This is a genomic window from Streptococcus sp. SCPM-O-B-15277 (M60), from assembly GCF_058200335.1.
This window is the reverse complement of record NZ_JBYQGR010000006.1, coordinates 1-24725: the sequence shown is the minus strand read 5'-3', so window position 1 is coordinate 24725 and position 24725 is coordinate 1. Positions and strand designations below refer to the sequence as shown.

Here is a 24725-nt window from a genome sequence, read left to right as displayed (position 1 = left end):
TCGAAAAGTTCATGAAATATGTTATAATAGAAGAATGGCAAACAAGAATACAACTAAAACAAGACGCAGACCGTCGAAAGCAGAATTGGAAAGAAAACAAGCGATTCAACGAATGTTGATTTCCTTAGCTTTGGCTATCTGTTTAATTTTTGCTGCCCTTAAATGGGGAGCTGTAGGAATCACCGTTTACAACCTAATCCGCTTACTTGTGGGGAGTTTAGCTTATCTAGCTATTTTCTTTCTCTTGATCTATCTCTTCTTTTTCAAATGGATTCATAAACAAGAAGGATTGCTAGCAGGTTTCTTTTTCATTTTTACAGGCTTACTACTAATCTTTCAATCCTATCTTGTCTGGAAATTTAGCATGGCAAACGCCGTTTTTCAAGGAACGGTTGGACAAATTTTTAAAGATTTAACCAGCTTTCAAGTGACCAACTTTGCTGGTGGAGGTGTGATTGGGAGTGGACTCTACATTCCGATAGCCTTTTTGTTTTCAAACATTGGCACCTACTTTATCGGAGCGATTCTAATCTTAATCGGAGCTCTTTTAATAAGTCCATGGTCTATCTATGATATCGCTGATTTTCTGTCAGCTCGATTTGCTATCTGGATGGAACGCCACGAACAGAAAAAACAAGAGCGTTTTATCAAGCGTGAAGAAGAAAAGGCACGAAGAGAAGCTGAAGAGCAAGCAAGACTTGAGAAAGAAAGAGAAGAGCAGGCATTGCTTGATCTGCCTCCTGTAGATATGGAAACAGGAGAAATTTTATCAGACGAACCAATACAAGAATTTCCTCCACTACCAGAGGAAGAATGGGTAGAGCCTGAGATTATTCTCCCTCAAGCCGATTTTGAATATCCTGAGGAAGATCACTATCCGATGGAAGAAGATTTCCCAGAAGATGATGACGAAGATGTTGAAGTAGACTTTTCTGCTAAAAAGGCCTTGGAGTATAAGCTCCCAAGCTTGCAACTCTTTGCACCTGATAAACCAAAAGATCAGTCTAAAGAAAAGAAAATTGTTCGAGAGAATATCAAAATTTTGGAAGAAACCTTTGCAAGTTTTGGTATCAAGGTAACGGTTGAACGTGCTGAAATTGGCCCATCTGTTACTAAGTATGAGGTTAAACCAGCAGTTGGTGTTCGTGTCAATCGTATTTCCAATCTAGCAGACGACTTAGCTCTGGCCTTGGCTGCTAAGGATGTCCGTATTGAAGCACCGATTCCTGGAAAATCCTTGGTTGGGATTGAAGTTCCAAACTCAGAAATCGCAACTGTTTCCTTCCGAGAACTATGGGAACAGTCTCAGACTAAACCTGAAAACCTGCTAGAAATCCCTCTTGGGAAAGCAGTCAATGGTACAGCTCGTTGCTTTGATTTGGCTAAAATGCCTCACTTGCTAGTGGCCGGTTCTACAGGTTCTGGTAAATCTGTTGCAGTTAATGGTATTATCGCAAGTATTTTGATGAAGGCTCGCCCAGACCAAGTCAAGTTTATGATGGTAGATCCTAAGATGGTCGAGTTATCAGTTTACAATGATATCCCTCATCTCTTGATTCCAGTTGTAACCAATCCTCGCAAGGCAAGTAAGGCCCTTCAAAAAGTCGTAGATGAAATGGAAAACCGCTACGAACTCTTTGCCAAAGTCGGAGTTCGGAATATTGCTGGTTTCAATGCTAAAGTTGAGGAATTCAATGCTCAGTCTGAATACAAGCAAGTACCGCTACCTTTAATCGTCGTGATTGTGGACGAGTTGGCAGATTTGATGATGGTTGCCAGCAAGGAAGTAGAAGACGCCATTATCCGACTCGGACAAAAGGCGCGTGCAGCTGGTATTCACATGATTCTTGCAACCCAGCGTCCTTCAGTAGATGTTATCTCTGGTTTGATTAAGGCAAATGTTCCGTCACGTGTAGCATTCGCTGTTTCTTCAGGAACAGATTCACGTACGATTTTGGATGAGAATGGTGCTGAGAAATTGCTTGGTCGAGGGGATATGCTCTTTAAACCAATTGACGAAAACCATCCTGTTCGCTTGCAAGGTTCCTTTATCTCAGATGATGATGTGGAACGCATCGTAAACTTCATTAAGGCGCAAGCTGATGCGGATTATGATGAAAGCTTTGACCCAGGAGAAGTGTCTGAAACAGAAGGTGACTTTAGTTCTGGAGATGATGGTGGAGATCCGCTTTTCGAAGAAGCCAAGGCTCTTGTCATCGAAACTCAAAAAGCCAGCGCATCCATGATTCAACGCCGTCTTTCGGTTGGTTTTAACCGAGCAACTCGATTGATGGAAGAATTAGAAATGGCTGGGATTATCGGCCCAGCTGAAGGAACAAAACCTCGTAAAGTCTTACAACAATAAATTGTTTGAAAATAGAATAAAAATTCAAGAAATCACCTTTAGGAAATTTGGGGAATTTACTCTAATTTTTCTAAGGTGGTTTCTTTCTTTATACCTATGATTATAAGTATTTTTGTTCTAAAAAGACTTTCAGGTTGGTCCAATCTTTAGATTTTACTTTTACTAATTTTAACTAATAAAGTATTGATTTTTAAACTGGTTTTTGATATATTAAACTGGTATAAGAAATATTTAAATGTTTAAAAAATAAGCGAAAAGAATAAAGGGGGTTATTTTTTTAAGGGTAAATGCAAACGCTTACTTTTTAAGCAGAAAGGAATAAAAAACAAATGAATAAAAGGTTATTTGAAAAACGTTGTAAATATAGTATTCGGAAATTTTCATTAGGTGTTGCCTCTGTTGTCATTGGTGCGACATTTTTTGGAACAAGTACCGTTTTAGCAGATACAGCCCAAACTGGATCTACCGCAAATATGCCAGCTGATTTAGCAGCAGCTCTTGCCAATGCAAAAGATGATAATGGGCATGATTTTGAAGCACCGAAAGCTGGAGAAAATCAAGGTTCTCCTGAAGTTACTGAAGGACCAAAAACTGAGGAAGAATTACTAGAGAAAGAAAAAGAAGGTGCAGCAACTTCAGCAACTGAAAATGAACTTCCAAAAGATCTGCGTGAAAAACTCGATAAAGCCGAAGACAGCGGCCATACTGCTTCAAAAGAAGACCTGGAAAAAGAAGATAAAAGTTTAGTTCCAGAAGAAGTTGCCAAAACAAAAAATGGGGAATTGAACTACGGTGCTACAGTTGAAATTAAGAGCGAAGCTGGGACTGGTAGTGGTATTGTTATTGGAGAAAATCTTGTCTTATCAGTATCTCATAACTTTATCAAGGATGTTCCGGATGGGAACAATCGTAAAGTAGCTGATAATATTGATAGTGATAAAGATGTTTATACAGTTTCTTATGAAGGTGCACCAGACGTTAAATTTAGTAAAAATGATGTAAAACACTGGGATCGTGAAGGCTTCCTGAAAGGTTATAAAAATGACTTAGCCATTGTCAAACTTCGCAGTCCTCTTGCAAATGCTCCAGTTGAAGTTGCGGATAAACCGTCAACTATCAAGAAAGGAGATAAGGTTCATGTATTTGGATATCCAAAAGGAGTGCTCGATCCAATCCTCAATACTACTGTCGAAGATATTAATGACCATGGAGAAGGCGTTCGTGGAATTAGCTACCAAGGAAGTGAACCTGGTGCAAGTGGCGGTGGAATCTTTGATGAAAATGGAAAATTAATTGGGATTCATCAAAACGGTGTATCTGGTAAACGTAGTGGTGGTATTCTTTTCTCACCTGCACAGTTAGAGTGGATTCAAAACTATATTAAGGGTATTGAAACAACTAAACCAGCTGGTCTAGATGCTCTTGATAAACAAGTTGAAGATAAAGAAGAAAAACCAAAAGAGGATAAACCTCAGGAAGAAAAACCAGCTGACAATAAACCAGCAGAAAACAAACCAGCAGAAAACAAACCAGCAGAAAACAAACCAGCAGAAAACAAACCAGCTGAAGCAGCAACGGGAGAAACTAGCGACGCTACTGCCGAAGTGAAAAAAGAGTGGAATTCAGTAAGCCGTGTGAAAGGGAATGTTGAAGTCGTTGAAGAAGGCGGAGTACGCTACAACAAATTAACTTCAACAACAGCTAACGACAATGGAGCAAACGAAGCTTTATTTGAAAAAGCTGGATTACAGGCGGATGCGGAAGGAAATGTAAGCGTTGACTTAACGTTCAAGGCAAACACTCCTCCAGCTGAAACTCGCTTTGGGGTATATCTAAAATATAAAGATAATGACAACAACATCTTTGTAGGGTATGACAAGGGCGGTTGGTTCTGGCAATACAAAGGACCAAATGTAAACACATGGTATAGCAAGACTCGTGTAGAAGCACCAAATGTAGGGGAAGAAAACCATCTATCTATCGTGTACAAGAAAGACGGTCAATTAAACGCTACAAATAATGGACAAAATTTATTTAGCACAGAAGTCGTTCCAGAAGCTGTCAAGAACGCTTTAGCTGATGTGAATAAAGTTTACCTCAAAGCTGGGACTTACGGTACAGAATTATCTTCTGTATCGATCAAAGCGGATAACCAAGATAACATCAAACCTGAAGAAGAAACTCCGGCTGTGGATGATGGATTACGTCGCAATGACCAAGATGTTCACTATGAAACTTTACAATCAGAACAATTAAAAGCGATTATCGACACAGCGTTTCCACGTGTTAAAGAATATGAATTAGATGGAAAAACGTTAACAGGTCAAGTTCAAAAATTAGATAAAATGTCAATCAACGGTGTATTAGTCACTCCAGAAGTTCAATACCGTAAGATTGATGACACTACTGCAGAATATGTAATGAAAGTAAGAAACGATGATGAATTCATCAACGCTGAAATCACTGTGAAATTACAATTAGTCGGCAACGAAATGCACTTCGATGTGACAAAAGTAGTGAACAAAAACAATGTCGAAATGGGTAAACCAGTCGACAATGTTCGCAAATTAATCCAAACCATTGAATTCCCAGGAAACACATTAGTGTCTGTAGGTTCAAATAAACAAGGTGCGAAATTCGATGGTGCTCAAATGTCAACAAACACACATAACCGTGGAGACTATCATTTAGACTTGAAAGAAGGCAAGATGAATGAATATACTTACGGTTTCATGTATGGATTTGTTTCTTCTAACGAATTAGCAGCGTCTGTTTGGAGTAACTCTCAATTTACTTACAGAGGAAATGACTTTGCACGTTTAACAACAGCGTTAGAACGTGTAGAAGGCGTGAACTACTTAGGTATTCAAAGCTCACCTTACTGGTACCAACGTGCTTATAAGAACTTGGTATTCCCAGAATACACATTAGAATTACCAAGTTCTAAAGTAGTCATCACAAAAGACTTAAACAAAGATAATGTTGTGGACTGGCAAGATGGTGCGATTGCCTATCGTAATATCATGAACAATCCTAAAGGAGCAGAATCTGTTCCAGATTTAGTAGCGTATCGTATTGCGATGAACTTCGCATCTCAAGCGCAAAACCCATTCTTAATGACATTAGATGGTATTAAGAAGATTAACTTACACACAGATGGTTTAGGCCAATCAATCCTACTTAAAGGGTATGGTAGTGAAGGTCACGACTCAGGTCACTTAAACTATGCAGATATCGGTAAGAGAATCGGTGGCGTTGAAGACTTCAAGAAATTATTAGCGAGAGCAAAAGAATACGGAGCTAAAATCGGTATTCACGTAAACGCTTCTGAAACATATCCTGAATCTAAATACTTCAGTGAAGCCATTTTACGTAGAAACTCTGACGGAACATATATGTACGGTTGGAACTGGTTAGACCAAGGTATCAACATCGATGCAGAATATGACTTGGCTCATGGACGTTTGGATCGTTGGAAAGAATTAAGAGAAAAACTAGGTGCTGACTTAGACTTCATCTATGTGGATGTTTGGGGTAACGGACAATCAGGAGATAACACTGCTTGGCCAACTCACATACTTGCTAAAGAATTAAACTCTCAAGGATGGCGTATGGCTATCGAGTGGGGCTTCGGTGCGGAATATGACTCAACATTCCAACACTGGGCGGCTGACTTAACTTACGGTGGATATTCACTGAAAGGTATTAACTCAAACATCACTCGATTCATCCGTAACCACCAAAAAGACTCATGGGTTGGTGATTATCCAAGCTACGGTGGTGCCGCTAACTATCCATTACTTGGTGGATATAACATGAAAGACTTCGAAGGATGGCAAGGTCGAAGCGACTACGAAGGATATATTCGTAACCTCTTCGAAAACAACATCATGACGAAGTTCTTCCAACACTACAAAGTCTCTAAATGGGTGAACGGTGACCCAGTTGCGATGAGCGACAACGGTCAAAACTACAAGTGGACTCCAGAAATGGAAGTTGATTTAACAAATGACAATGGAGACGAAGTGAAGATTGTTCGTCAATCGAACGACCCTAATAGCCCAGACTACCGTAAACGTGTAACTACACTAAACGGTCGTGTTATTGAAAATGGCGGAAGCTACTTAGTACCATGGAACTGGGATGAAAATGGTAAAGCTTTAACAGGCGACAAAGAAAAGATGTACTTCTTCACAAATACTGCTGGAACAACTGAATGGACACTTCCAGATGATTGGACTGGAGATAAAGTATACCTTTACCGTCTAACAGACCAAGGTAAGAAAGATTTAGTCGAATTAACAGTCGGCGCAGACCGTAAGATTCAAATTACGGGAGATGCGTACCAACCATATGTACTTTACAAAGCTCCTCAAGGCAAGAAGACAATGGTATGGAGTGAAGGACTACACATCTATGACCAAGGTTTCAACAGCGGAACATTAGATCATTGGGAAAAAACTGGTGACAGCGAACATGCTGAAATCGTGAAATCTCAAGGGGCAAACGAAATGTTACGTATTCAAGGTAACACTGAACGTGTGACATTGAAACAACGCTTAACAGACTTGAAACCTAATACAAGATATGCCGTTTATGTAGGCGTGGATAACCGAAGCGATGCACGTGCAGATATCACAGTCCGTGTCGGAGATAAAGTGATTTCTAACTACACAAATAAATCAATCGCGAAGAACTATGTACAAGCACATGCGCATAACACACTTAAGAAGAATGCGACAGTAGATAATACAAGTTACTTCCAAAACATGTATGTATACTTCACAACAGGCGAAGATGTTTCTAATGTGACCTTAGAACTTGGACGTGATGCGGATGCAGCAGCAACTTACTTCGATGAAATTCGTGTATTTGAAAATCAATCTGTAATGTACAACGAAAAACACGATACAGGAAATGGTAAATTCAAACAAGACTTTGAAGAAGTGCCTCAAGGTATCTTCCCATTCGTAGTTGGCGATGTTGAAGGCGTACAAGATAACCGTACTCACTTATCTGAGAAACACGAACCATATACTCAACGTGGATGGAATGGTAAGAAAGTCAACGATGTTATCGAAGGCAATTGGTCATTGAAGACGAACGGTTTAACAGGAAATGACAAACTCGTTTACCAAACAATTCCACAAAACTTCCGCTTCGAAGAAGGTAAGACTTATAAAGTAACCTTCGATTATGAAGCAGGTTCAAATGGAGCATACTCATTCGTTATCGGTAATGGCGAAAATTCTCGTCGTAGTAAATTAACGAAATACGACTTAGAAAACACTTGGGAAAATTCATCAACTCCTAAGAAAGTAAGCTTCTATGTTACTGGTGAAAAAGGTGGAAACACTTGGATTGGTATTTACTCAAATGCGCGTGGTGCCGATACTAAAGGAGATACAGATAACAACGAAATCAACTTCAAAGGTTATAAAGACTTTATGTTAGATAACCTTGAAATTGAAGAAATTAAGTTAACTGGTAAGATGATCATCGATGAAGCATACGAAAAGAATACTCCAATCGTAAATGGCAACTACAAACAAGATTCATTAAATGCTTATAAAGACGCTGTAGCAGCTTTATTAGAAGCAGACGATGATATTAGTGTGGATGATGCTAAAGCTCTTGTAGAACGCGTTAACGAGGCTAAAGAAAAACTTGCGGTGAAACGTAGCGCTCCAGATTGGGACGATATTCATGATCTTGATGCTCCTTATGAAGAAGCAGATAATGTATGGTATGCATTTGATGGAAATACAAATACTTTATGGCATACACCTTATGGAGTGAATAGCTTAGGAAAACCATTAACAGTAGAGTTCAATAATCCGATGGAATCAACTCGCTTTGAATATGTTCCTCGTCCTTCAGGTCCAAACGGACGTGTGATGAGCGGTAGCCTTACAGTGATTGATGAAAAAGGACAAGAACATAACTTTAACTTTACTGGATGGGCAAATGATGCGAAGACAAAAGTGATTAACTTTGATGCTCCAATCAAGGTGAAGAAAGCTATCTTTACTGGTAACGAAACATACGGTGACCCTGGACATATTTCAGCAGCGGAATTACGCTTCGTCCTTCCAATTGAAAATGATAAACCATTAGATGAAGCTGCATACAATGCTGAAGTAGAACGTGTTCGTAAGATTGATCGTCAAGATGCGAAAGAATACTTGGCAGCTGTTGAAGCGTACAAGAATGGTCTTGCAGAACATAACTTATTAACTCCAAACGGACTTAATAAATTGGTAGAAGGCTTGAAAGAAATTAAAGAAACTGAAGAACCAACTCCAAATCCAGAGCCAACTCCAGATCCGAAACCAACTCCAAATCCAGAGCCAACTCCAAATCCAGAGCCAACTCCAAATCCAGAGCCAACTCCAAATCCAGAGCCAACTCCAGATCCAAAACCAACCCCAGATCCAGAACCAACTCCGGATCCAAAACCAACTCCAGATCCAGAACCAACTCCAGATCCGAAACCAACTCCAGATCCAAAACCAACTCCAGATCCGAAACCAACTCCAGATCCAGAGCCAACTCCAGATCCAGAACCAACTCCAGATCCGAAACCAACTCCAGATCCAGAGCCAACTCCAGATCCAGAACCAACTCCAGATCCGAAACCAACTCCAGATCCAGAGCCAACTCCAGATCCAAAACCAACTCCAGAACCTGAAGTACTATCAAGTAAGGGCGATCAAGAACCACCAGTAGTTGAAATTCCTGAATTTACAGGTGGCGTTAATGCTGCAGAAGCGGCTGTTCATGAAATCCCAGAGTTCAAGGGTGGCGTTAATTGGGTTGAAGCGGACAAGAATGAGCTCCCAGAATTCAAGGGTGGCGTTAACGCAGTTGAAGCAGATAAGAATGAGCTCCCAGAGTTCAAGGGTGGAGCTAATTGGGTTGAAGCGGCTAAGAATGATGTTCCTGAGTATAAAGAAACATTAGCTGCAGGAGACAATCAGACAAGTCCAGTTGCAGAAAAACTTGATAAGAAACCAGCTCTTACACCAACACCTGCTATGCAAGCAGCACAAAAAGAAGCAGATCAGTCTAAACTTCCTGAAACTGGTGAAGGCACAACTGAACACCTCTTCCTAGCTGGTCTTGCAGTAGCAATGTCTGCTCTATTTCTTCAAAAAAGAAAAGAAGATTAAAATATAATAGAGTTTTATACTATGAAAACTCAAACTCCTAGCTTATTGTAATGGAGAAAAACAAACACCTAGAGAGGACCTCTTGGTCCTCCCTTTTTAAAAGGGAAATGATAACGCTTACCCAATTTAAGCGTGGGAAAGGAAATAAAGAAAATGGGAAAACATTTTTTTGAGAGACGGTGTCATTACAGTATACGTAAATTTGCAATTGGCGCTGCTTCTGTCATGATTGGTGCTAGCATTTTTGGTGCTGGTATGGTTCAAGCAGCCGAAACAGAAGGACCTGCAGAGACAGAAGGAACAGTAACACAGGTTCAGCCCCTGGATAAGTTACCAGCGGATATAGCAGCAGCTATTGAAAAAGCTGAATCAGCAAAACCAACTGATCCTACTGAAACGAATCCGACTGATGCGGAAGCTCAGCCTGAAAATACTGGAGAAGTATCTCCAAAACCAGCTGAAACTCCAGTTCCTAAGGAAGAAGCAACACCAAAACCAGCTGAGACTCCAAAAGAAGAAGCAACACCAAAACCAGCTGAGACTCCAAAAGAAGAAGCAACACCAAAACCAGCTGAGACTCCAAAAGAAGAAGCAACACCAAAACCAGCTGAGACTCCAAAAGAAGAAGCAGCACCAGTAGCTAAACCAGCAGAAAAACCAGTTACTAAAGATTTGGTTGAAACTCCAGATGTCAATCATTTGGAAAAGGCTACTGCGACAGCATCAAACCATGAAGCGAACACACCATTTACAGCTGAGAAGGCAATTGACGGAAATCCAGATACTCGTTGGGCAACTGACCGTGATGTTGTGAAACCAACAATCGAATTTAAGCTTGAAAAGACAACCTTAATCAAGCATGTGGAAATCGATTGGGACCGTCGTGTTCGTGGTGAACAAAATGATCCAAACATCAAATCTTGGAATCTCTATTATGCAGGTCAAGACGAAGTCAATGGATCAGGTCCTGGAGAATGGAAGTTGGCTCATCAACGAACAGGAACTCCGGTTCTAGATGAAAAAGTTGACTTAAAAGAAGCCGTTCAAGCTAAGTACCTCAAACTGGAAATTACAGATTATCAAGCCGGTACTATGCAATGGAAAAATGTGGGTATCCAAGAAATTCGTGCCTACTCAAATATTCCGGATGCTAGCAAACCAACAGATATTCGTCAAGTTACAGAAATTACTGTTGCTGAAGATGGAAAATCACTTGTATTGCCTAAATTGCCTGGTCAAGTTAGTTTGATTGGAAGCAACAAGCAAGGAGTTGTTGACCTAAATAATAAAATCTATACACCATTGACAGACCAACATGTCAAAGTGATGATCCAACAAACCAATGATAACCATACCTTCAGAAAAGAATTTGAAGTTGTCATTAAAGGCTTACATGCTGATGAAGGTGTTGGAAATAAGCCTGCAGTTGCACCAGCAGTCCAACAATGGTATGGTACTGAAGGTAAAACTTCTATCACTTCAGAAACGGTCATTTCAGTTGGAGATTCTGGATTTGACAAAGAGGCTAAATTCTATCAAACAGACCTTGAAAATCGTGGTTTAGAAGTTGCAACTGGTGGTCAAGAAGCACAAAATCGCATTGAGTTTAAAAAGGTTGAAGACAAGGGCTATGGCAAAGAAGGCTATGGTATCACCATTAAAGATGGCGTTATCACAGTAGAAGCTGCAACAAATGCAGGTGCCTTCTATGCAACCCGTACTCTCCTTCAGATGGGAGAAAAAGACTTACAGAACGGTGAAATCCGCGACTTCCCAAGCTTTAGCCACCGTGGCTTTATGCTAGATACAGGTCGTAAGTTTATTCCTTATGATACGCTTGTAGATATCATGCTTAACATGGCTTACTACAAGATGAACGATCTTCAATTGCACTTGAATGACAACTATATCTTCCTAGATAAACATGTGGAAGGTAAACATCTCAGTCAAAAAGAAGAACTGGATTATGTTCTAAAAAATGCCAAGACAGGTTTCCGTGTGGAAACTGATGTTGTCGGAGAAAATGGTGAAAAATTAACATCAAAAGAACATTACACCAAGGAAGAAATGCAACAGATCATCAAGTTGGCTAAAGCTTTGCATATCAACCTTGTTCCTGAGATTGACACACCAGGTCACGCTTTGTCCTTTGTTAAAGTTCGTCCAGACCTTATGTATAAAGGTAGTCTGAGCGATTATAGAGGTAAGCACAATGTAGAACGTGTTGCTATGTTGGACTTGGATAATAAGTACGAAGAAACTCTTGCTTTTGTTAAATCAGTCTATGATAAATTGCTCGATGGAGAAAATGCACCACTTCATGGTGTCTCAACAGTTCATATCGGAACTGATGAGTACTACGGCAGTAGAGAAAGCTATCGTCGCTACGTCAACGATATGATTCAGTACATCAAAGGAAAAGGTTATACACCTCGTATTTGGGGCTCACTTAGTGCTAAGCCTGGTACAACGCCAGTTGATTGGAATGGAGTAGAAGTTGATATCTGGAGTATTGGTTGGCAACGTCCAGCGGCTGCAATTGCTCAGGGTGCCAAGATTATCAATATCACAGATATTCCAACCTATAGTGTCCCAAGCGGAAGCAACAGTCAAGGTGGTTATGGCGATTATGCTAACTACGAAACTCAATACAATCGCTGGACACCAAATGACTTCTCAACAGGTGGAGGACCACGCTTAGAAGCATCTAATCCAAATATCATCGGTGGTGGTCATGCAGTTTGGAATGACAATATTGACCTCCATGAAACTGGTTTAACTTCATATGATATTTTTAAACGCTTCTTCAAGAGTATGCAATCAACTGCAGAACGCACTTGGGGTTCAGATCGTGCAGCTAAGACCTATGCAGAACGTATCCAGCCTACTAGTATTTATGCACCACGTTCAAATCCAGAAAAGACAATAGAAGATAGCGACCTCTTTACAATTAAACCCGAAACTATCAAGGAATATCTTGCTAAGAATGTGAAGAAAACAGAAGCAGGATTGAATTTTGAAAAAGATTCTAGCATCGAAGGCTTAGTAGGTGATGTTGGTCCTAGTCACGTTTTGAAATTGGATGTAACTGTTACAGGCGAAGGCGAACAAGTCTTCTCAACTAGTGGAGACAACCAACTTTATCTTGCGGACAAGGATGGCTACCTCGCTTATAAATTTGAACAATTCCATATTCAATTTAATAAGAAACTTGAAAAGAACAAACGTTATCAAATCTCAGTTGTAACCAAACCTCAAGTGACAGAAGTTTATGTAGATGGCGAAAAGGTTGAACGTATTGCAAATCCAGCTCATCCTCGCTTGGCCCACAATACCTTGGTACTTCCACTTGAAACAATCGGTGGCTTCCAAGGAATCTTGCATAGTGCTGAGTTGTCCAATGAAGCATTTGTAAATCCACGTTTGATCCCAACGGATCACTTTAGTGTTTCTGCAACTAGTCAGGAAACACCAGGAACAGAAACTGAAGGACCAGTAGAAAAAGCTTTCGATAATGATCCGAATACTTTCTGGCATTCAAAATGGACTGGAGACCGTGCTCCATATACAGTTGCAATGAATTTGAATGCTCCTGAAAAAGTCAATGGTTTGACTTATCTTCCACGTCCAGGTGGAGGCAACGGAGTCGTGACTTCTTATGAAATCTATGCTCAAAAAGATGGTCAAATGGTAAAAGTTGCTTCAGGAACTTGGGAAAATAATGCCAAAGAAAAAACTGTTAATTTTGCGACAGTTGAAACTAACAAGGTAGAATTTAAAGTTCTATCAGGTTTCGCAGGATTTGGTAGTGCTGCAGAAATCCAACTACTTAAGCCACTTTCTGATAGTGAAACAGAAGAACCAGTTGTTCCAGAAAAACCAGTGACTCCAGAGAAACCAGTGACCCCAGAAGAACCAAAAGTTGGAGAAGTGGGCGATGGTACAACTGAACTCCCTGATAGTTTTGTAGCTAAGAAGCCAGCTAGTGATGATGCGATTGCTGCTGCAGCACAAAGTCAAGATTATCTCAAGAAAGAATACAAGGTATTCCCAACACCACAAAAAGTCACTTATGGTGAAGGTGTCACCAAGCTTCAAAAACAAGTTAATCTTGTAATGGGCAATCAGTTAGATATTTATACTCGTAACCGCTTGAAGAGTGTCTTGCAAGATCATCAAATCTCTTACACAAGCAGTTCAGCAGCAGTAGCAGGTGCTACAAATATCTATCTTGGTGTTCATGGTCGAAATTCACAGGCTGAAAAAGAAATCTCTGGTATTTCTCAAGGACTCTTTGATAAGATTGATGCCTATGCTTTGTCAATCAAGAACAATACAATCTCAATCGTTGGTAAAGATACAGATGCTGTCTTCTATGGTTTGACTACTCTTAAACACATGCTTAATGAAAGTGAAGCTCCAGTTTTACGTAATGTAACAGTTGAAGACTTTGCTGAAATTAAGAACCGTGGCTTTATCGAAGGATACTATGGTAACCCTTGGACAAATGCTGACCGTGCTGAACTCATGCGCTATGGTGGTGACTTGAAGTTGACTCAATACTTCTTTGCACCAAAAGATGATCCATACCACAACAAGAAATGGCGTGAACTTTATCCAGAAGAAAAATTAGCTGAAATCCGTGAATTGGCGCGTGTCGGAAACCAAAACAAGACTCGCTATGTTTGGACTATCCACCCATTCATGAACGATCGTATCCGTTTTGGTAATGATGCACAATATCAACAAGATTTAGATACGATTAAGGCTAAATTCACTCAATTGATGGATGTCGGTGTCCGTGAGTTCGGTATTCTAGCTGATGATGCTCCAAGCCCAGTTGGTGGCTACAATAGCTACAACCGCTTGATGAAGGACATGACTGATTGGTTGACTGAAAAACAAGCAACTTATGTTGGCCTTCGTAAGGAAATGATCTTCGTTCCAGGTCAGTATTGGGGTAATGGTCGTGAAGATGAATTGAGATCTCTAAATGAAAACCTTCCGACTTCAACTTCAATGACCCTTACTGGTGGTAAGATTTGGGGTGAAGTATCAGAAAACTTCCTTTCTAATCTTAAGAATAACCTTACTGCAGGTGGTAAGATCTACCGTCCAGTATCTCTATGGATTAACTGGCCATGTACAGACAACTCTAAACAACACTTAATCTTGGGTGGCGGTGAGAAATTCCTTCATCCAAATGTGGACCCAAGTCTCCTTTCAGGTATCATGTTGAATCCAATGCAACAATCTGAGCCTTCTAAGATTGCCCTCTTCTCTGCAGCTCAGTATGCATGGAAACAATGGAAGTCTGAAGAAGAAGCTAAGAAAGTCAACGATATCGCCTTCAACTTTGTTGAAACTGGTAAGTTTACAGATAGTGAAACATCTGTTGCCTTCCGTGAACTTGGTAAACACATGATCAACCAAAATATGGATGGTCGTGTTGTGAAGTTGGAAGAATCTGTTGAGCTTGCTCCGAAATTAGAAGCCTTCATGTCTAAGCTAAAAGCTGGTCAAGATGTAGGCGCTGAGCGTAATGATTTGCGTGCAGAATTTGCTAAACTGAAAGCTGCAGCTCAGCTTTATAAAGCATCTGGTGATGAAAAGATGCGTTCTCAAATCCACTACTGGTTGGATAATACGATTGACCAAATGGATGCTTTGAGTGCTTTCCTAGATGGAACAGAAGCGATTGAAAACAATGATTCTGCTAGACTTTGGGATAGCTACTACAAGGGATTGAAACTTTACGAACAATCACAAACTTATACTTTCCATTATGTAGACCATGATGAGAGAGCTGAGTTGGGTGTCCAACATATCCGTCCATTCTTGCTTGGCCTTCGTGAAGTATTGGCAACTGAAGTTCAAAAAGCCTTGCACCCTGACCAAGTGATTAGCACCTTTATCACAAATCGTACTGGTGTAGAAGGTGGACTTGCTGAAGTTACTGATGGAGATTTAGGAACACATGCCCTTATCAAATCACCAAACAGTATCCAAACTGGTGACTATATCGGTTTGAAATTTAATAAGGCTGTTCCAATCCAAAACTTGACATTTGCAATGGGAACTCAAGCAAATCCACGCGATACCTTTAACAATGCTAAAGTTGAGTATCTCAATGAAAATGATCAATGGGTAACACTTTCAGAACCAAGCTACACTGGTAATGAGCCTCTTCTTAAATTTGAAAATCTCAATATCAATGCCAAAGCTGTTCGAATGATTGCCACTTCTGATCGTGGAAATACTTGGTTTGCAGTGCGAGAAATTGCTGTTAATCGTCCTGTAGAAGTAAGTCGTCCTAAACAGACAGCTACAGTGACTATCAGTCCAAATCTCATGTACAAGTACAACACGACAGTTGCTCAGATTACAGATGGTCGTGATAATACTGAAGCTATGCTTGCAAATGCTGATCGCACGGATACAACTCCTGTAGATGGTTGGGTACAACTAGACTTGGGCGAAGTCAAACCTGTAACTAAGGTTCGTCTCGTTCAAGGTTCAGGAGATAAGTTAGCAGAAGGTGTCCTTGAGTATTCTACAGATGGAACTTCATGGCAAGAATTGGATCGTTTGACAGGTGAACAAACCAAAGAAATTGAAACTCCAATTTCAGCACGTTACATCCGTGTTCGTAACACCAAGAATATCAATCTATGGTGGCGTATCGCTGACTTCTCAGTTGAGACACGTGCTGGTAATAGCGAGATGACAGACACCAATGTTGAAAGTTTGAAATCAACTCCAGTATATGACAGTCTCGGTCGTTATGACATGCAAATTCCAAGTGGCACTAAGCTTCCAGCTCATAGCTACTTGGGTATGAAGCTAGACCGCCTACACCAAGCTGAAAGCATTCAGGCTATTGGTATTGGAAATCCAGCCCTTGACTTGGAATACTCTCCAAATGCACAAGAATGGTATCCAGCTAGCCAAGTAACTGATAAGTCCTTGGTACGTTATGCTCGTTTGGTCAATAAGACCGACCAAGAACAAGCAGTGACAGCAACATCTCTATTGGTTAAGACAAAAGAAGTCCAACCAACTAAACTGGATTCTACATCTATGGGAATCGATGCCCATTATGGTGCAAATGATGTTCGCAAGATCAAGAATTTGGATCAGTTGTTTGATGGTGTTTACAATAATTTTGTAGAGTTCTCTGACTATGCACGTAAAGATGGTCACATTACCTTGAAACTTGGTAGTGAACGTGAAATCAAGAAGATTAGAGCCTACATCCAAGACGGTACGAAGAACTATCTTCGTGATGGTAAGATTCAAGTCAGCCAAGACGGTAAGACTTGGACAGACGTTGTGACAGTAGGTGATGGTGTCGCTAATGAAATGCGTGATGATTCATTGACAGATGGATGGACACATGATTCTAAGATGCCTGGAAATCGCTACATTGAGGGTGAACTTGCAAGCCCAGTTAAAGCTAATTATCTCCGTGTTCTCTTCACTGCTAATTACGATGCTCGTTTTGTTGGATTTACTGAGTTGGTTATCAATGATGGCGAATTTGTGAAACCAATTAACGACCCAACTGTTCAAGGAAATAGTGGAGAAAGTCGAGGAAATCTTTACACCAATCTTGTAGATGGCAAAGTCTTGACAAGCTATAAGGCTGAGAAAGACCAAGGTGAGCTGGTTTACCACTTGTCAGAACCAACAGATGCTAACCACATCCGACTTGTTTCTAGTCTACCTCAAGGCGTGGTAGCTCGTGTTCTTGCTCGCACTCTGAAAACAGACAGAGACGGTGCTTGGACAGATTTGGGAGCAATTACTTCAAGCTTCCAAACATTTGCAGTGAGAGATAAGGCTCCGTTACTTGATGTCAAACTCATTTGGGAAGGTGGCAAGCCAGAGTTCTATGAAATGACAACATATTATCAAGAGCTTTCAGAAGAACCTGAGCAACCAACTCCAGATCCAGAGCCAACTCCGAACCCAGAGCCAACTCCAAATCCAGAGCCAACTCCAAATCCAGAGCCAACTCCAAATCCAGAGCCAACTCCAGATCCAGAGCCAACTCCGAACCCAGAGCCAACTCCAAATCCAGAGCCAACTCCAAATCCAGAGCCAACTCCAGATCCAGAGCCAACTCCAAATCCAGAGCCAACTCCAGATCCAAAGCCAACTCCAGATCCAGAGCCAACCCCAAATCCAGAGCCAACTCCAGATCCAGAGCCAACTCCAAATCCAGAGCCAACTCCAGATCCAAAGCCAACCCCAGATCCAGAGCCAACTCCAGATCCGAAACCAACTCCAGATCCAGAACCAACTCCAGAACCTGAAGTCCTTTCAAGTAAGGGAGATCAAGAACCACCAGTAGTTGAAATTCCTGAATTTACAGGTGGCGTTAATGCTGCAGAAGCGGCTGTTCATGAAATCCCAGAATTCAAGGGTGGCGTTAATTGGGTTGAAGCGGACAAGAATGAGCTTCCAGAATTCAAGGGTGGCGTTAATTGGGTTGAAGCAGCTAAGAATGAGGTTCCAGAATATAAAGAGCCTGTTGCAAACCCAGCTACACCAATTGCGGATCACAAGCCAGCTCAAATTTCAACAAACCAAAAACAAGAACAACCACATGCACCAGCAACTGAAGCAAAAGCTCAGCTTCCAGCAACTGGTGAGCAAGATTCAGTAGGTTTAGCTTTCCTAGCTAGTCTTGGATTGGTTCTTTCTGCAACCTTTATCAAAAAGGGGAAAGAAGACTAAGTACGAATCTTCATTCGATGCAGAATAGCTTGTTTTAAAAAGAAAAACCAGGGACACTAGTTCCTGGTTTTTTGTGATTCGAAAGTATAGAAAACTGCAAATAAAATACCAACGAAGTAATCGTTGGTATTGAAAAATGCTTAAGATGCTCCGTTATTTGCGCTAACTCCTGCTTCAGTAGTTGGAGTGTTTGAAGAAGAATCAGATTGCTCATTTTTCTGAGAATTGTTATCTGATTTTGTATCCTCCTTCTTGCTAGGAGTTTGAACCTCTTCTTTTTGAGTTGTTTCTTGATTGTTAGTTTGATTTTGTGCAGGGGTATTGGATTCAGCGGGAGCTTCCTTTTGAACTTCCTTGATAATAGTTGTTTGCGGATTTGTATCTTTTTTATCTTTTTCCTTATCAAAGGCATTCATAATCGTGATGCTAGCCGTAATCAAACCTAGAATACTAGCAATCGTCGCGATTGTTTTTTGAAAAACAGTGAATCCTTTTTTGATGTGTTCAGTTTTAGGTTTTGATTTTCTACGATAGTTAGACATAATTTCTCTCCTTTACCATGATTCATTATACCCAAAATCTTTAAAAAAAACTTAAATGAACCTGAACGGCATTTCTTGTCGCCTGAACTGTTTCGTGTTACAATAGAAGGAGTGATTTTAGAAAGTGTGAGAAACAATGATTTACTTTGATAATTCGGCTACGACCAAGCCTTATCCTGAAGTACTTGAAACCTATATGCAGGTGTCTACAAAAATTATTGGTAACCCATCTAGCCTTCATCGTTTGGGTGATCAGTCTACCAGAATTTTAGAAGCTTCTCGTCAACAGATTGCAGAATTAATTGGCAAAAAAAGTGAGGAAATCTTCTTTACCTCTGGTGGTACTGAAGGGGATAACTGGGTTATCAAAGGTGTCGCTTTTGAAAAAGCTCAGTTTGGTAAACACATCATCGTGTCTGACATTGAACACCCAGCGGTTAAGGAATCAGCTCTTTGGCTCAAGACTCAAGGATTTGAAGTGGATTTTGCGCCTGTTGATGAAAAGGGATTTGTTGATGTAGCTGCTTTAGCAAATCTACTTCGTCCTGATACCACACTTATTTCTATCATGGCTGTTAACAATGAAATTGGCTCAATCCAGCCTATTGAAGCTATCTCAGAACTTTTAGCTGATAAGCCAACTATTTCTTTCCATGTGGATGCGGTTCAAGCTTTAGTCAAGATTCCGACAGAATCCTACCTAACTGATCGAGTGGACTTTGCGACTTTCTCTAGTCACAAGTTCCACGGAGTTCGTGGTGTTGGATTTGTCTATATCAAGTCAGGTAAGAAAATTACGCCACTATTAACTGGTGGTGGCCAAGAGCGTGACTATCGTTCAACTACTGAGAATGTCGCTGGTATTGCAGCGACAGCCAAGGCCCTACGTTTGGCTATGGAAAATCTAGATTTGTTTACGAGCAAAACAAGTCAGATGAAGGAAGTCATCCGTCAAGCCCTTCTTGAATATCCAGATATTTTTGTTTTCTCAGGTGAGGAAGACTTTGCGCCTCATATTTTGACTTTTGGGATTAAGGGTGTCCGTGGTGAAGTCATTGTTCACGCATTTGAAGACTATGATATTTTCATTTCCACAACCTCTGCTTGTTCGTCTAAGGCAGGAAAACCTGCTGGAACCTTGATTGCTATGGGGGTTGAAAAAGATAAGGCCCAGTCAGCAGTCCGCCTCAGCCTAGACCTAGAAAATGACATGAGTCAAGTAGAGCAATTTTTGACCAAGCTAAAATTAATTTACAATCAAACTAGAAAAGTAAGATAGGAGTATTCATGCAGTATTCAGAAATTATGATTCGCTACGGGGAACTGTCAACCAAAGGTAAAAACCGGATGCGTTTCATTAATAAACTACGTAATAATATCTCAGACGTTTTATCTATCTATCCTCAAGTCAAGGTAACTGCTGATCGCGACCGTGCCCATGCTTATTTGAATGGTGCAGATTATGAACCAGTAGCTGAGTCTCTCAAACAAGTTTTCGGGATTCAAAACTTTTCACCGGTGTATAAGGTTGAAAAATCTGTAGAGTTTCTTAAGTCTGCTGTCCAAGAGATTATGAAGGACATCTACAAGGAAGGCATGACCTTTAAAATTTCAAGCAAGCGCAGTGACCACAATTTTGAACTAGACAGTCGTGAACTCAACCAAACGCTTGGTGGAGCCGTATTTGAAGCCATTCCAAATGTGCAAGCTCAAATGAAAAATCCAGACATTAATCTTCAGGTGGAGATTCGTGAGGAAGCAGCCTACCTTTCTTATGAAACCATTCGTGGTGCTGGTGGTTTGCCAGTTGGAACTTCGGGTAAAGGAATGCTGATGTTATCAGGAGGAATTGACTCGCCTGTAGCAGGTTATCTTGCTTTGAAACGTGGTGTGGATATCGAGGCTGTCCACTTTGCTAGTCCACCCTATACTAGTCCAGGTGCCCTCAAGAAAGCTCAGGATTTGACTCGTAAATTGACTAAGTTTGGTGGCAATATCCAGTTTATCGAAGTACCTTTCACTGAAATCCAAGAAGAAATTAAAGCTAAAGCCCCAGAAGCCTATCTCATGACTTTGACTCGCCGCTTTATGATGCGGATTACCGACCGTATCCGTGAAGTGAGAAATGGTTTGGTCATCATCAATGGTGAAAGTCTTGGTCAGGTGGCAAGTCAAACACTTGAAAGTATGCAGGCTATCAATGCCGTGACCAACACGCCAATTATCCGTCCAGTTGTAACTATGGATAAGTTGGAAATCATTGATATTGCTCAGGAAATTGACACCTTTGAAATTTCTATCCAACCTTTTGAAGATTGTTGCACGATTTTTGCGCCTGATCGTCCGAAAACAAATCCAAAGATTAAGAATGCTGAACAGTATGAAACACGTATGGATGTTGAAGGATTAGTTGAGCGAGCAGTGGCAGGGATTATGATCACAGAAATCACACCGCAAGCCGAAAAAGATGCTGTCGATGAATTAATTGAAGATCTTCTTTAATGAATGAGAATACAACTAAAAGTTAGTTTATTGTCCTAAATTTGGACGGAAACTGACTTTTTTTCTATTTTTATGCTATAATAAGGTAAAATTTTGAATATAGAGAGTTTTCTGACAATGAATCAATCTTACTTTTACCTGAAAATGCGAGAGCATAAATTAGTAGTTCCCTACACAGGTAAGGAGCGACGGGTACGTGTACTTCTTCCTAAAAACTATGAGAAAGACACGGATCGAACTTACCCAGTTGTCTATTTCCACGATGGACAAAACGTCTTTTATAGTAAGGAATCTTACGTTGGACATTCTTGGAAGATTATTCCTGCCATCAAGCGAAATCCTGATATCAGTCGCATGATTGTGGTAGCTATTGACAATGATGGTCTAGGACGGATGAATGAGTACGCAGCCTGGAAATTCCAAGAGTCCAACATTCCTGGTCAACAATTTGGTGGTAAGGGAGTTGAGTATGCTGAGTTTGTCATGGAAGTGGTCAAACCCTTTATCGATGAAAACTATCGGACAAAATCAGACCGGAAACACACTGCCATGATTGGATCTTCTCTAGGAGGCAATATTACCCAGTTTATCGGCTTGGAGTATCAAGACCAGATTGGGTGCTTGGGTGTCTTTTCATCTGCTAACTGGCTTCACCAAGAGGCCTTTGATCGCTATATCGAGCGTAAAAAACTCTTGCCTGACCAGCGTGTCTTTATCTACGTTGGGACAGAAGAAGCAGACGACACAGATAAGACCCTCATGGCTGGCAATATTAAGCAGGCCTATATTGATTCTTCTCTTCGTTATTATCATGATTTGATAGCAGGAGGAGTTGAGTTGGAAAATCTCTCTCTCAAGGTTCAGGCTGGAGCTATTCACCATGAAGTACCATGGTCAGAGAATCTTCCAGCTTGTCTATGTTTTTTTGCAGAAAATTGGTAAATAGTATAAAGGAGACAGGATATGAATATTGAACATCTAAGCCACTGGAGTGGAAATCTAAATCGTGAAATGTACGTCAATCGTTATGGACACGCAGGTATCCCAGTTGTTGTCTTTGCTTCCTCAGGAGGAAGCCACAATGAATACTATGATTTTGGCATGATTGATGCTTGTGCATCCTTTATTGAAGAAGGCCGCGTGCAGTTCTTTACCCTTTCAAGTGTCGACAGCGAGAGCTGGCTTGCGACTTGGAAAAACGGTCATGACCAAGCTGAAATGCACCGTGCCTATGAACGATATGTCATTGAAGAAGCCATTCCTTTTATCAAGCATAATACAGGATGGTTTGATGGTATGATGGCGACAGGTTGCTCCATGGGAGCTTACCATGCCCTCAACTTCTTCCTCCAACATCCAGATGTCTTTACCAAGGTCATCGCCCTCAGTGGTGTCTACGATGCCCGTTTCTTTGTTGGTGATTACTACAATGATGATGCCATCTATCAAAATTCACCAGTAGATTATATCTGGAATCAAAATGACGGCTGGTTTATTGACCGTTACCGTCAAGCTGAGATTGTTATCTGTACAGGTCTAGGTGCTTGGGAACATGATGGGCTCCCTTCTTACTACAAGCTAAAAGAAGCCTTCGATCAAAAACAAATTCCTGCCTGGTTTGCAGAATGGGGACACGACGTTGCCCACGATTGGGAGTGGTGGCGTAAACAAATGCCTTATTTCCTCGGTCATATGAGTCTATAAAAGGAGTTGCTTATGAATTATCTTGTAATTTCACCCTATTACCCACAAAATTTCCAACAATTTAGTATTGAACTAGCCAATAAAGGAATTACAGTTCTAGGGATTGGGCAAGAACCCTATGAACAACTAGATGAACCATTGCGCAATAGCTTAACGGAGTACTTCCGAGTTGATAATCTTGAAAACATCGATGAGGTTAAACGCGCCGTCGCCTTTCTTTTTTATAAGCATGGTCCAATTGATCGTATCGAGTCTCACAATGAATACTGGCTAGAGTTGGACGCTGCTCTTCGTGAACAATTCAATGTTTTTGGTGCCAAACCAGAAGACCTCAAGAAGACCAAGTTCAAGTCTGAGATGAAAAAACTCTTCAAAAAAGCTGGGGTTCCAGTTGTGCCAGGTGCTGTCATTGAAACTGAAGCAGATGTTGATAATGCTGTGAAAGAGATCGGTCTTCCCATGATTGCTAAACCTGACAATGGAGTTGGAGCAGCCGCAACCTTCAAACTTGAAACAGCAGATGATGTCAATCACTTTAAGGCTGAATGGGACCATTCAACCGTTTATTTCTTTGAAAAATTTGTCACCTCTAGTGAGATTTGTACATTCGATGGTTTGATCGATAGAGATGGAAATATTGTCTTTTCTACGACCTTTGACTACGCACATACACCCCTTGATCTCATGATTTACAAGATGGATAATTCTTATTACGTTCTCAAAGATATGGATCCAAAATTGCGTAAATATGGTGAGGCAATTGTCAAAGAATTTGGTATGAAAGAACGTTTCTTCCATATCGAGTTCTTCCGTGAGGGTGATGACTATATCGCTATTGAGTACAATAACCGTCCAGCGGGTGGTTTCACTATTGATGTCTATAACTATGCGCATTCTTTAGATTTGTACAAGGGCTATGCTGCTATCGTAGCAGGTGAAGCATTCCCAGAGTCTCCATTTGAAACCCAGTATTGCTTGGCAACATCTCGTCGCGCCAATGCCAACTATGTTTATTCAGAAGAAGACTTACTTGCTAAATACGGTCAGCAGTTTAAGGTCAAGAAGGTCATGCCAGTAGCCTTTGCTGAATTGCAAGGAGACTATCTCTATATGCTAACGACACCAAGTCGTGAGGAAATGGAGCAGATGATTCAGGACTTTGGGCAACGTCAAGAATAATCAAAATCAGGAGGCTGGGACAAAAGTCCTAGCCTCTCAATTGTCTTTGGATTGTCGAGCAAGACGCAGTGGTTGAGTGGACTCTACTACGCTGATTTCATTAGCTTTTACAGCTCTACTCAACTGTGCGGACGTGGGACGACGAAATCGAATTCTAACGAATGACCGATTTCTGTCCCACTCTCTTTTTTGAAAAGTTGAAATAAAAGCGTTTTCCTATGGAATTCTTTTAGAAATTCTGTTGCTAAAAGCCTTAAAAATTGATAGAATAGGGATTGTCTAAAAAATATTAAGGAGAATCTATCAATGGATTTCGCATGGGCAGTCAAATATGCCACTGAATTTTTGGGAACAGCCATCTTGATTATCTTGGGAAATGGTGCGGTTGCCAACGTTGAACTTAAAGGTACGAAAGGTCACCAAAGTGGCTGGCTCGTTATCGCTGTTGGTTACGGTATGGGGGTTATGATTCCAGCTTTGATGTTTGGTAACGTTTCTGGTAATCACATCAACCCAGCC

Annotated in this window: 10 protein-coding genes; 9 read left to right on the top strand and 1 reads right to left on the bottom strand. The window is 40.8% G+C overall.

Translation table 11 applies throughout. The features are described 5' to 3' along the window. Positions 1-85: 85 nt before the first annotated feature. The 3 genes from AC3E9F_RS07680 (at position 86) to AC3E9F_RS07670 (ending at position 18279) form a co-directional block, all read left to right on the top strand. Positions 86-2365 (top strand): DNA translocase FtsK, encoded by a 2280-nt coding sequence (locus tag AC3E9F_RS07680; protein WP_317852496.1) that lies wholly within the window; start codon positions 86-88, stop codon positions 2363-2365. A gap of 329 nt (positions 2366-2694) precedes the next feature. Further along, positions 2695-9537, top strand: coding sequence for a SpGH101 family endo-alpha-N-acetylgalactosaminidase (locus tag AC3E9F_RS07675; protein ID WP_490672979.1), 6843 nt, complete (start codon positions 2695-2697; stop codon positions 9535-9537). Between the two features lie 153 nt (positions 9538-9690). After that, a complete protein-coding gene (locus tag AC3E9F_RS07670) occupies positions 9691-18279 on the top strand; it encodes an SIALI-17 repeat-containing surface protein (protein ID WP_490672978.1) in 8589 nt (2862 codons plus the stop codon). A 140-nt stretch (positions 18280-18419) separates the two neighbouring features. Here AC3E9F_RS07670 and AC3E9F_RS07665 read toward each other — a convergent pair whose 3' ends face one another. After that, on the bottom strand, positions 18420-18821 hold the full coding sequence (locus AC3E9F_RS07665; protein WP_490672977.1) for a DUF6556 family protein: 402 nt from the start codon (positions 18819-18821) through the stop codon (positions 18420-18422). Between the two features lie 136 nt (positions 18822-18957). Here AC3E9F_RS07665 and AC3E9F_RS07660 point away from each other — a divergent pair, with 136 nt between their 5' ends. The 6 genes from AC3E9F_RS07660 to AC3E9F_RS07635 all read left to right on the top strand — a co-directional run. Continuing rightward, positions 18958-20100 carry a cysteine desulfurase family protein gene (locus AC3E9F_RS07660; protein ID WP_263393405.1) on the top strand — a complete coding sequence of 381 codons (1143 nt, stop codon included), beginning with the start codon at positions 18958-18960 and terminating at the stop codon, positions 20098-20100. Positions 20101-20108: 8 nt separating this feature from the next. Beyond that, on the top strand, positions 20109-21323 hold the full coding sequence (gene thiI / locus AC3E9F_RS07655; protein ID WP_263393406.1) for a tRNA uracil 4-sulfurtransferase ThiI: 1215 nt from the start codon (positions 20109-20111) through the stop codon (positions 21321-21323). A gap of 117 nt (positions 21324-21440) precedes the next feature. Further along, positions 21441-22265, top strand: a complete 825-nt coding sequence (locus tag AC3E9F_RS07650; protein WP_263393407.1) for an alpha/beta hydrolase — start codon at positions 21441-21443, stop codon at positions 22263-22265. Between the two features lie 21 nt (positions 22266-22286). Beyond that, entirely contained in the window at positions 22287-23027 is a 741-nt protein-coding gene (locus AC3E9F_RS07645) for an esterase family protein (RefSeq protein WP_263393408.1), read from the top strand. A 12-nt stretch (positions 23028-23039) separates the two neighbouring features. Next, the gene (locus AC3E9F_RS07640; RefSeq protein ID WP_263393409.1) at positions 23040-24206 is read left to right on the top strand and encodes an ATP-grasp domain-containing protein; all 1167 of its coding nucleotides are present in this window, start codon (positions 23040-23042) and stop codon (positions 24204-24206) included. Positions 24207-24512: 306 nt separating this feature from the next. Further along, positions 24513-24725 (top strand): aquaporin (locus AC3E9F_RS07635; RefSeq protein WP_490672976.1); only part of this gene is annotated, 213 nt, incomplete at its 3' end.

Coding starts and splice junctions, on each gene's coding strand:
- AC3E9F_RS07675 (WP_490672979.1), top strand. CDS start 2,695: ATGAATAAAAGGTTATTTGAAAAACGTTGTAAATATAGTATTCGGAAA.
- AC3E9F_RS07670 (WP_490672978.1), top strand. CDS start 9,691: ATGGGAAAACATTTTTTTGAGAGACGGTGTCATTACAGTATACGTAAA.
- AC3E9F_RS07665 (WP_490672977.1), bottom strand. CDS start 18,821: ATGTCTAACTATCGTAGAAAATCAAAACCTAAAACTGAACACATCAAA.
- AC3E9F_RS07660 (WP_263393405.1), top strand. CDS start 18,958: ATGATTTACTTTGATAATTCGGCTACGACCAAGCCTTATCCTGAAGTA.
- thiI (WP_263393406.1), top strand. CDS start 20,109: ATGCAGTATTCAGAAATTATGATTCGCTACGGGGAACTGTCAACCAAA.
- AC3E9F_RS07650 (WP_263393407.1), top strand. CDS start 21,441: ATGAATCAATCTTACTTTTACCTGAAAATGCGAGAGCATAAATTAGTA.
- AC3E9F_RS07645 (WP_263393408.1), top strand. CDS start 22,287: ATGAATATTGAACATCTAAGCCACTGGAGTGGAAATCTAAATCGTGAA.
- AC3E9F_RS07640 (WP_263393409.1), top strand. CDS start 23,040: ATGAATTATCTTGTAATTTCACCCTATTACCCACAAAATTTCCAACAA.